The 10589-nt window shown below is 47.6% G+C and carries 11 protein-coding genes and 1 other RNA gene; 8 read left to right on the top strand and 4 right to left on the bottom strand.

Features of this window, described 5'->3' with window-relative positions; all coding sequences use genetic code 11:
• From ACN0R1_RS09265 to ACN0R1_RS09245, 5 genes are all read left to right on the top strand, one after another.
• Positions 1-1292, top strand: a 1292-nt coding sequence (locus tag ACN0R1_RS09265) for a hypothetical protein (protein ID WP_417582114.1), incomplete at its 5' end; no start/stop codon positions are given.
• A gap of 1 nt (position 1293) precedes the next feature.
• Entirely contained in the window at positions 1294-1617 is a 324-nt protein-coding gene (locus tag ACN0R1_RS09260) for a DUF2523 family protein (protein ID WP_417582113.1), read from the top strand.
• Between the two features lie 79 nt (positions 1618-1696).
• Positions 1697-2812, top strand: coding sequence for a zonular occludens toxin domain-containing protein (locus ACN0R1_RS09255; protein WP_417582112.1), 1116 nt, complete (start codon positions 1697-1699; stop codon positions 2810-2812).
• Between the two features lie 120 nt (positions 2813-2932).
• The gene (locus ACN0R1_RS09250; protein WP_417582111.1) at positions 2933-4216 is read left to right on the top strand and encodes a hypothetical protein; all 1284 of its coding nucleotides are present in this window, start codon (positions 2933-2935) and stop codon (positions 4214-4216) included.
• Positions 4216-5208, top strand: a complete 993-nt coding sequence (locus ACN0R1_RS09245) for a tyrosine-type recombinase/integrase (protein WP_417582110.1) — start codon at positions 4216-4218, stop codon at positions 5206-5208. The genes ACN0R1_RS09250 and ACN0R1_RS09245 overlap by 1 nt, the downstream gene beginning before the upstream one ends.
• A 70-nt stretch (positions 5209-5278) precedes the next feature.
• Here the strand turns inward: ACN0R1_RS09245 and ssrA are convergent.
• From ssrA to smpB, 3 genes are all read right to left on the bottom strand, one after another.
• Positions 5279-5636, bottom strand: a transfer-messenger RNA (tmRNA) gene (ssrA, locus tag ACN0R1_RS09240).
• 62 nt (positions 5637-5698) lie between these two features.
• The gene (locus tag ACN0R1_RS09235) at positions 5699-7324 is read right to left on the bottom strand and encodes a methyl-accepting chemotaxis protein (protein ID WP_417582109.1); all 1626 of its coding nucleotides are present in this window, start codon (positions 7322-7324) and stop codon (positions 5699-5701) included.
• Between the two features lie 118 nt (positions 7325-7442).
• The gene (smpB, locus tag ACN0R1_RS09230; RefSeq protein ID WP_417582107.1) at positions 7443-7919 is read right to left on the bottom strand and encodes an SsrA-binding protein SmpB; all 477 of its coding nucleotides are present in this window, start codon (positions 7917-7919) and stop codon (positions 7443-7445) included.
• Between the two features lie 121 nt (positions 7920-8040).
• On the opposite strand from smpB, the gene ACN0R1_RS09225 reads away from it, so the two are divergent.
• The 3 genes from ACN0R1_RS09225 to ACN0R1_RS09215 are packed head-to-tail and all read left to right on the top strand — an operon-like array spanning position 8041 to position 10168.
• Entirely contained in the window at positions 8041-9402 is a 1362-nt protein-coding gene (locus ACN0R1_RS09225) for a sodium-dependent transporter (RefSeq protein WP_417582105.1), read from the top strand.
• Positions 9403-9423: 21 nt separating this feature from the next.
• Entirely contained in the window at positions 9424-9855 is a 432-nt protein-coding gene (locus ACN0R1_RS09220; RefSeq protein ID WP_417582103.1) for a type II toxin-antitoxin system RatA family toxin, read from the top strand.
• Positions 9848-10168 carry an RnfH family protein gene (locus ACN0R1_RS09215; protein ID WP_417582101.1) on the top strand — a complete coding sequence of 107 codons (321 nt, stop codon included), beginning with the start codon at positions 9848-9850 and terminating at the stop codon, positions 10166-10168. The genes ACN0R1_RS09220 and ACN0R1_RS09215 overlap by 8 nt, the downstream gene beginning before the upstream one ends.
• 19 nt (positions 10169-10187) lie before the next feature.
• On the opposite strand, the gene ACN0R1_RS09210 is transcribed toward ACN0R1_RS09215, so the two are convergent.
• A complete protein-coding gene (locus ACN0R1_RS09210; protein WP_417582099.1) occupies positions 10188-10520 on the bottom strand; it encodes an outer membrane protein assembly factor BamE in 333 nt (110 codons plus the stop codon).
• Between the last annotated feature and the right edge of the window lie 69 nt (positions 10521-10589).

Here is a 10589-nt window from a genome sequence, read left to right as displayed (position 1 = left end):
CCGGTAATACACCAACTGCTTTTTGTTATTCTATGCCACTGAATGCTGGCTGGTCCCATGCTGCCCCTGTCTGGGATAACGCTCAGAAAACTCGCGTTCGTTGCCGTAACTATAATCAATGGGGTGCTGGACCCCTTAACGGTTCTACTGGTGATCGTACTTTAATACCTTCGGGTTGTACTGCCGATTATTGCGTTCCTCCTGAGGTCCCTAACCACTGTCCTGAAGACGGTACCGTTGCAGGTCATGGTCTTTTAGATCCATCTATTTCAACAGTCGGTCAATATGCGGGTTGTCGCATTGTTTTACGTGATGCTGATTTGAATTGCACTGATGATATGTACTGCGAGGCGGTTGCTATCTTTGAATACGATGGTGAAATGGCACTGGATGAAGATGCTATTGATCCTGATTCTGAAAACATCGTTACTCCGCAACTGGGTTCACAAGTTGATCCGAATTCTACTGAAACAACAGTTTTTTCAGATTCCGAAATTTTGCCTGATGGTACCCATGTCACTACTGATACAACTGTCACTGTTGAAACTAGGGGCAAGGGTACTGACAGGCAGGAAACCGAAACAACAACAGTTGTTAAGATGTCTAACGGCATCACTAGGACAACAACAGAAACTGTTACTGAGACCGTCAATCCCGATGGTTCAAAATCAGTTACTACTGAAACAAATACCGCATACACAGGGCATCCGATTACTACGCATGTCATAGATAAATCGACTATGCCGCCAACGCACACTCAATCATCAACGGCGCCAAAATCCAGCGAAACAACAACAACGAACACAAAAACGTATGACTCAGATGGAAAATTCACCGGTGAGAATACTACAACAACATCAAATAGCGGTGGCGTTGGTACCGGTCACGGTGGTTCTTCAGGTTCAGGTTCAGGTTCAGGATCAGGTTCAGGGTCTGAAGGTGAAGGAGATGAAGAAGCTGATGAAGAATGTGAAGGTGATGCATGCAAGGCTGACCCTTATGCAGAGAGTGGTTCATGGTGGGAAACATCTTACCCTGACGGTATAGCGGGTATTTTTGAATCTCACAAAGAAGCGCTTTTAGGGGCGGCAATGATTGGCACGATTACTGACACGTCTGGCATTGCTTCAAGCGGTGCATTCCCTATGTTTACGTTCCCAGGCTGGTCAATTGGCCCCATGTCGATGCCGGCTAAACAGTTGGAACTAGATGCTAGGGTAGCGCCGTTCATGCGTGTTGCATTTCTGTTTGTTGCGGCTGTTGTGTGCAGACGTTTAATTTTCGGGGGTTGATATGGAAAAGCTAGTCGGTTTTTTTAAAGGGCTCTGGGATAACTTCCTAACGTTTATGCGTGATGTTCTTTTGACACTGTTTGATGCCATTACTGAGGTGTTTTACTTTCTCTTCGATATGATCTTGCAGTTTGTAATAACGGTTTTGTCCGGCTTTGAGGAACTAGGATCGTTTGCTGTTGGCCCTTTGTTAAATCAGTTGCCCTCTGAATCTAAACAGATGCTGGCGGCTGTCGGTTTTACTGAAGCGATGGGGATGATTGCCGCGGCTCTTATTATTCGCTTAATAATGCAGTTGATTCCTTTTGTGAGGTTAGGCTCATGACCCTAAAAGAAATCGTTGCTTCTTATCTGATGCTGGCAGCAGTTACTTATACAATCGTTTTCTTAGTAGGTTATGCATTATGCTTTTCATGCTGAGTGGCCGCCCTGGTGGTGGTAAAAGTTATGAGGCCGTTGCTTTTCATGTTATTCCTGCTTTAAAGGAAGGCAGAAAGGTAATCACAAATTTGCCGTTGAAGTTGGACCATTTTCGCGCAGTTTATGGTCAGCAGTTCGTTGATCTTATTGATTTACGTAAACCCTGCCCCTCAAACCCGAGACCTTTCAGTACTCTACTGGATTATCAAGATACCTGGACACATCCAGAAACCGGTGTAGGTCCTCTTTATGTCATTGATGAGTGCCACTTTTGCTTGCGAAAGGGCAATACTCGTCGTGATGTTGAAGAGTGGTTTTCAATGCATCGACATTATAAAGCTGATGCCCTCTTAATAACTCAGTCCTATCGCAAAGTTGATTCTAACATTTGTGACATGATTGATATTGTTTATGCTGTCGGCAAGGCAACCGCATTTGGCTCTCAAGAATCCTATGTCAGACACACTCGATCAGGTGTCCGTGGTACTACTCTTGATACTCAAGTTAGATCTTATGATTCTGCTTTTTACCCGTTTTACCAGTCACACACAGGATCATCTACAGCGGGTAAAGAAGCTACTGTCAAAGATGTTAAACCTATTTGGAAAAAGTGGCAGTTCGTCGGGGCGGCTTTATTTCTCGGTGCTGGTGTTATTTCGATGTTTTTTACAGTGCCTAAAATGTTCAAGCAGCCAGATTTAGTTACATCAGTTTCACAACGCCAGTATGAACCCGATACACCTGATTCACCTGATACATTTTCTAGTCTTTCAGCACAGTTCAATAGCTTGGATGCAATCCCCCAGGAGTCTACTGAAATCACCTCGGTAGCAGCTCAACCTGATCGGACACCAAAGCACCCGTTTTCAGAATTTCAGCTTAGAGTGTCCGGCCATGTCGATACTAGTGCTGGTCGAATTCTGGTATTTCGTGCACTACAGAACGGTCAAAGTGCCTTTATGCTTACTGACAAGGATCTATTCGAAGCTGGCTATGAGTTGGATCAGCGCGGTGATTGCCTCGTGCACGTCCAGTATGACCGTTACACCGATTTTATTACCTGTGGAGCGGCGACACAGAGTATTCAGGCGGCGATGTGATTAGAAGGGGCCCCGCTGGCGGTGGTAGTCGTCTAATCACATCGCCGCCTGAGACGTCCCTGTAACACGTCTTTAAACATGTAGAGAAACGTTCCGTTAGATAACTGTTAGGTACTCGTTATGACAACCGCACTTGATCAACTCAGAGTCAATTTTGAAGGAAAAGAGGACGCTCGTGGCCGTCTTTTCTTATGTCCTAAAACCGCGTCCATTTCTGACCTTTCTAAGGTCCGTGTCCTTCACACTGGTGTTGATACTGTCAGGCAGTTATACCGTGGCAAGCTCCGTTCAGGTCTCCTGGACGAATTAACCACAGCAAATGGTCAGGTCTGTATGTTTGGTACGGTGTGGCATGCAGGCCGTGTAGGTCGTGATTCCGGTTATCAGCATAAGCTCCAGAATCTGGATCTTGGCTTGATTCTTTTGATTAAGAATTTCAACGCTAAACCCGAGCATGTTGGCCCTCATTTAAAAATTGAAGTTTCCCCGCACTTGATACAGAGTCAAAGCCCTGAGGATCTGCAAAAGCTTCTTGATTCTTATGCAAATCAAGTGCTTGACGAATGCACACCGAATCAATGTGCTGTACATATTGCCGTTGATATACAGGGTTACAACCTGCCTACTGATCTTGTTTCACGTATGCATTGCCGTTCACGTGTTCAGCGTGATATTTCCGGTGTTGAGCGCATTGAGTTTGAAGGTAAGTCGGCTGTCTATGGTCGTGGCGAAACCTTTATGTGGGGTGCTCCTTCTGGTACCCAGCTTTCTATGTACAACAAAACAGCCCAGGCAAAAGCGATCGATAAACTTGATTACTGGCAAAACATCTGGCGATCGCAAGATAACCCTTTTGATGCTGCAGATCCGCTTAACTATGATCCTGCACAACCGGTTTTACGGATAGAGTTCCGTTTTCATCACTCTGTAATTGAGCAGTTTGCACAAGGCTCCGTAAATTATCTTACTGGTGAAGTCATAGACACTCATACTTATGCTGACCTGGTACCGCACCTGACTGCAATCTTCCGCTATGGCTTAAGCAACTTTAAGTTGCTTGATTCAGATACAACCTATAACCCTCTCTGGACGTTCCTTAGACAAGATATCACGGTTGCAATTCATCCTGATCTAGTCCCTGATGATGTTGAATATAAACGCCATTACAAAACGGCTTCCGGCTTTAGTGGTAAAAACGTCGAGTTGTTCATGGGTAACATGATCAGCCTTTTAGCACGTGAGGGTGTAGGCGCAAAAAAGGCTTTTCAACGCCTCCAAGAATGGGAGTGTTGGACAGTTATCAAGGATCATTTCGAGTCTAAAGGTAAAAATGAGCGCGACATTTACAACTGGATCAGGGATAAACTGACTGAACGAACCATACGTTGGGGTGTTGCTGTCTGATGGCTATCAAAAAGACCAAGTCAGGCCGTTGGCAAGTTGACGCTGAGTTGTCCAGGGGTAAGCGTGTTCGCCGAACGTTCGATAGAAAAGTCGATGCTGTTCAGTTTGAAGCTAAAGTAAAAAGTAAGTCTGTATCACTTAAGTCTCAACTGATTTCTGATAGAGATCGCCGTAGGCTCTCTGAGGTCTTTCAGCTTTGGTATGATCTTCACGGCCACACACTAAATGATGGTGATCGTCGCTTACGTGCGTTACAACGATTTGCTGTTCGACTCGGTGATCTTTATGCCAAGGCTTTAACGTCAACCTTGTATGCTCGTGATCGTCGGCAACGTTCTGACTCTGGTATCAGTGACAAGACCTTGAATAATGAGTTGTCATATATTCGTGCTGTGTTTAATGAGTTGTTCTCCCTGGGCGAGATAAGCTACCCGAATCCACTGTCCAAGGTTAAACAGATCCGGATCCAGGAGCAGGAATTATCCTGGCTTACGGAAGAACAGATACGGTTGCTGCTGAATTCTGTTCGTGATCGTCGTTCGGGTTCTAATCCGCACCTTGAGCCTCTGACTCTTATTTGCTTGGCTACCGGTGCCCGTTGGTCTGAAGCTGAGAATTTGAAGCCGGTGTCCCTTATTAATAATGTAGTCACCTTCTCTAATACCAAAAGCGGTAAAGTGCGTTCTGTACCTATATCTGTTCAGCTTACACAGTTTTTGCATAGTCACTGGCAGTTGCACGGTAATTTCACCAGCTCTATTGGTTCTTTTCGACGTGTATTGGTAAAGACGGGAATTGATCTGCCAAAAGGGCAGGCGACACATGTGCTCAGGCATACGTTTGCCAGTCACTTTGTGATGAAGGGCGGTAACATTCTTACACTGCAGCGGATACTTGGACACTCATCTGTTAAGGTCACAATGAGGTATGCACATTTGGCACCTGAGCATCTGGAAGAGGCGGTAAAATTGGCGCCGGTGACACATTGGTGACACATTGACTTTAAAGCAGGCTTCAGAAAACAAAAAACCCTGTAATAACAGGGCTTTATATCTAGGTGGTTGGTGGAGGTGGCGGGTTTCGAACCCGCGTCCGCCAATCCTCTGCCTTAAGATCTACATGCTTAGGCTTCTCTATTCAATTAACCCATCACGACCCGAGAGCCAGGGTGTTTAGGGCGAGCTCTTTTAGTTTTAACCGTTCAGCTTAGAGCAAAGCATCCGGGCGATTCTGTCTCATATGACACTGCGAACCTCTGAGTTACAGACACCTTAGAGTGCAGCGCTAGCCGACTTAAGCGGCTAGAGCGTAGTTATCGTCGTTTGCAACTATAACTGTGTGATGAGGGATTTACGAGAATCATCACGTTCTCGGCATGCACCCAAGGGTTCGTAATCGGCGTCGAAGCCATGTCACCCCCAGATAACGGCTGTAGTATATAGCATGGCAGTGAAAAGCTAAAGCACCACTGCCTGCTGTTTTTTATACTTTGAACTGTTCAACCTCAGCTTTCAGGCGCTGGGCCAATTCGGTTAGTTGCTGGCTGGCCTCGGCGGTCTGATCAGCACCACTGACCACTTCACTGACAATTTGAGCTACGTTGTGGACATTCTGATTGATATCATTGGCTACGGCGGTTTGCTCTTCCGTCGCTGAGGATATCTGTACGTTCATGTCAAGAATGGTACTGACGGCGGCGCTCATGGCTTCGAAGGTTTCGCCATTGGCATGAGCGTTGTCTACACCATCACGAGCCGCTTGAGTGGACTTCTGCATCTCTTTGACGGCCTCTTTAGCAACGCTTTGCAGATCAGTGATGCTTTGTTGAATGCGTTCAGTGGATTGTTGGGTGTTGCCTGCCAGGTTGCGTACCTCGTCGGCCACCACAGCAAAACCACGGCCGGCATCGCCAGCACGTGCAGCTTCTATGGCTGCATTGAGGGCCAGCAGGTTGGTTTGTTCAGCAATAGATTCTATGACATCCAGTACTTCGGTTATTTTAGCGGCCTGGGCATCCAGGTTGCCAATGCGCTCTGCTGAGGCTTCAATGCTGCTAGCAAGTGCCTCAATAGCGATGCGCGTCTGGCGTGAGCGCTCCAGACCTTCAGTCGATTGTTCATTAGCCTGCTCTGCTGAGATGGAGGCGTTCTGTGCATTGGTGGCGACTTCAGCGATGGCGGCGGTCATTTCATTGATGGCAGTCGCAATCATGGTGGTTTGTTGCTCTTGATTGCGGGCTCCGCCACTGACCTGAGTGCTAATTGCGCTCATCTCTTCAGCGGCGGCGGCCAACTGGTCGGTGGCGTTGCCTAGATTGCGAATCAGTTGCTGAAAGTGGTCCATCATGGTGTTGAACTGAGTGCCTAGTCGCGCCAGTTCATCTTTACCTTCTACTGGTGCGCGCAGTGTCAGGTTGGAATTTGTGCCTATTTGGCTGACGACATCTACCAATTTGCGAATAGGCCGCTGTATAGAGAGGGAGATGCGCCAAGCCAGTAAGCCGACAATAACAACTACTAGAATCCCGACAATGACGAATAGATTGCGGTCGCGGATATATTGGGCATCAGCCTGGTCTCGGAGGGTAGCGGCTTCATTGAGCTGGTAATCGATCAGCTCATTTAATGCGTCTGACAGGGGTTCATAAGCACTGAACAGACTGGTATTAAAGGTTGGTAGGGCCATTAGGCGCAGGTGGCCTGAGGTCGCTTTTTCCAGAAACTCATTCTGCGTATTCAATACTGTTTGCAGATGCGTTTCAGCTTGGCTGGCGAGCGCTTGTTCAGCGTCACTCATTTCGCTTTCAAGAAACAGGGCCCAGGCTTCCTGGCCTTCTTTTTCGGCAGCTTCAATTTCGGCACGCAATTCAGGTTCCAGAATAACGCCAGCGCGAAATTTCTGAAAAGCATCGACTCCGGTAACGGCAAAAGCATCGGATGTTATTTTCAACTGACGAAGAGGAACGATGGCATCCTCAAAGAGACTGTGTGTATTCTGATTAAGCAGGCGCATGTCGTTCACTGCTAAAGTGAAGCTTGCAATGATTACGAGTATTGGGAAAACGCTGAGAATGATCAGTCGAGTTACTACGTTCAGCTGAGTCAGCATAATGGCACCTTATATTATTATATTGGGTTACTTTTATTATGCTGATTTGCGCCTTTACTACAAGCTTACTAGTCTTTAGTCGTAGAATTTATGCAAAAAAGTAGGGCTATTGCTGCAATCAGACGGGCGCAGCCATGATGCGCTGTTTCTGGCGCTCCCAGTCTTTTTCTTTTTCTGAGGCACGTTTGTCGTGCTGTTTTTTACCTTTTACCAGTGCTATCTCGCACTTAACTCGCCCCTGTTTCCAGTAGAGCGCCAGTGCAACACAGGTGTAGCCCTTGGCTTGGGTGGCGCCAATGAGACGGTCGATCTCCCGCTTGTGTAGCAGCAGTTTACGGTCGCGGCGTGGGTCAGCCAGGACATGGGTACAGGTAGAAATAATTGGGGTGAAGTGGGCGCCTACCAGCCAGGCTTCGCCATTTTTCAGTACAACGTAGGAGTCAACCAACTGCGCGCGGCCAGCACGTAGACTTTTGACCTCCCAACCGGACAGCGCTACGCCTGCCTCGAACTTCTGTTCAATGCTGTATTCATGGCGTGCCTTTTTATTCTGGCAGATGGTGGAGCTGGTGGGTTTTGCTTTCTTTTTTGACATGCGCGAATTATATAGACGAGACAGAGGCTTTGAAAGCTGTTTTACTTGAGCTTTCATATAGCTGATACGTTCAGGGTAACATCATCTATCGATACGTGAACGTGGATCAGGAAGCGTATTTATGCAAACAGGTCAAAAAGCTAAGGAGCTTTGGTCTCATCGCAGCGTCTTTATTCTGGCGCTGCTGGGCTCGTCGGCTGGGCTGGGGAATATCTGGAAATTTCCCTATCTAACTGGAGAACAAGGCGGAGGTACCTTTTTATTAGTGTATCTGTTTTGTGTGCTGCTGGTGGGTGTGCCGATTATGATGGCCGAGGGACTGCTTGGGCGTCGAACCCGCAGTAATCCCGTGCAAGCTATGCAGTATTTGAGTCAGGAGGCGGGGGCATCGCCACGCTGGGTCTGGGTTGGTTGGTTGGCTGTGCTGACCGGCGTGCTGATTTTTTCCTTCTACGCAGTGGTTGCTGCATGGATATTTTACTATGTGTTCTCCTTGTCGGCCGGGCTTTTGGCTGATATCGGCGTTGAGCAAGCGGGTGATTATTTTAGCGCTATGCTTGAGAACCCAGGTTCTTTGCTTATCAGTCATAGTCTATTCATGCTGCTGGTCTTGTTGATTGTGGGGGCTGGTGTGCGCCGAGGATTGGATCGTGCTATCCGCTATCTGATGCCCTTGCTGTTATTGTTGCTGTTGATCCTGCTGGTATACGCCTATAACTCGGGTTACTTCGCTCAGGCTTATCTTTATTTGTTTGCCTTTCATCCTGACCGGGTTGATGCAGATATGTTTATTGCCGCACTGGGGCATGCTTTTTTTACTCTGTCCTTGGGAATGGGGGTTGTGATGACCTATGGCGCCTACCTGAGCCGCAAGGAATCTATCGGGCAAACTGTCGCCTGTGTGGGTGTGCTGGATACTGTGCTGGCACTGTTGGTGGGTATGGTTGTATTTCCGATCTTGTTTGCGGCTCAAATGGACCCGGCATCCGGACCAGGTTTGTTGTTTATTACCCTGCCGGTGGCGTTTGGGCAGATGGATGCCGGTCAGGTGCTTTGTGTGATTTTCTTTCTGCTAGTGGGGGTTGCGGCGGTCACCTCAGCCATATCCTTGATGGAACCCGCAACAGCTCTGCTGGAGCAGCGCTTCGGACTAAAGCGGACCCTTGCTGCGTTGGGTAGTGTCGGGGTGGCCTGGTTGCTGAGTCTTGCTGTGCTGTTTTCCTTCAGTCATTTGGCTGGCATTACGCTGTATAAAATGAATCTGTTTGAGCTGCTGAATTTTGTAACTACCTATCTGCTACTGCCGTTGGTGGGCTTAGCCATTACGCTATTTACAGGTTGGGTGCTGTGTCGTCGCATTACGCAGGATGAGCTGAGCCAGTCGCTGGTGTTTTATTATCTGTGGCGTTTTTGCCTGCGTTATTTGGCTCCGCTGGCTATCGGACTTATTTTTGTGACAAACCTGTATAATGTGTCCTTTTGATCTCAACTGGGCAGAAGTTGCATGACCGAAATTCATAAAAGTGCTCTGGTGCTGCATTCGGCCGAGCAGATGTTTGATCTGATCAACGATGTCAGTCGTTATCCTGATTTTGTTCCCTGGTGTTCCAGGACGCAGGTGCTTGCTGAATCTGAGGATGAAATACAAGCAACCTTGCATGTTGCCAAGGCTGGATTACACTATAGTTTTACTACGCGTAACCGTAAGCGTCGCCCGGTGTTTATGGATATGAACTTAGTTGAGGGGCCTTTTTCAACCTTCAATGCGGTGTGGAATATCACGCCTTTAAGTGAGGATGCCTGTAAAGTTGAGTTCGTGATGCGTTATGATTTTGCTGGCAAGCTCGCTAGTCTGGCGATGAATAAGGTATTTACATCTGTAGCAACAACCATGGTGGATGTGTTTGTAGAACGGGCGGATAAGCTCTATGACTGAGGGTGATGAGATGATTCCGGTAGAGGTGGCGTATGCGTTGCCCGACGAGCAAAAAATTATTGCGTTAAATGTGCATGAAGGAACAACAGTTCATGAAGCGGTGGTTCTGTCCCGTATGAATGAGTATTTTTCCGAGATAGATCCCGAGAGTGATCCGGTAGGTATTTTTGGCAAAGCGGTAAAAGATCCACTCACCACTGAGCTGCGCGCCGGTGATCGTGTTGAAATCTATCGTCCGCTACTGGCTGACCCGAAAGAGATACGGGCGCGAAAGGCAGCGGAAAAAGCGGCTAAGGCCAAGGCTGAAGCCTGATAGCCTTGGCCGGTTTGGCTTATTCTGACGGTGCGGTGGATGAGGGTCTGAAATCACCGCTGAAGCGGCTTAGCTGACCCTGGTTAAAGTACAGCGAGATGCGCTCTTGTGTGCGCTCACTTCCGCCTTTCTGAAAACTGTACAGGTAGTCCCAGCGTTCATCTGTAAAAGTGTCGGTAATTAGAGGGGTTCCCATGATAAAACGAACTTGGCTGTGTGTCATGCCCGGGCGTAATTGGTCTATCATGTCTTGAGTGACGACATTGCCCTGGGGGATGTCTATTTTATGGACACCAGGGAAACAGCCGGAAATAAGGAAACTGGTCATTAGAACGATCAAAATCTTTCGCATCTGTAAATAACTTCCACTTTGTCGCGTAAACATTGATAATGAAGTCTACCACTGCAGATCCCAAACCGC

The sequence above is a fragment of the Nitrincola sp. genome (assembly GCF_048264025.1).
In the GTDB taxonomy this organism is placed as follows: Bacteria; Pseudomonadota; Gammaproteobacteria; order Pseudomonadales; family Balneatricaceae; genus Nitrincola.
Note: the sequence above shows the minus strand (reverse complement) of the source record. Positions and strands in the feature narration are given on the sequence as shown.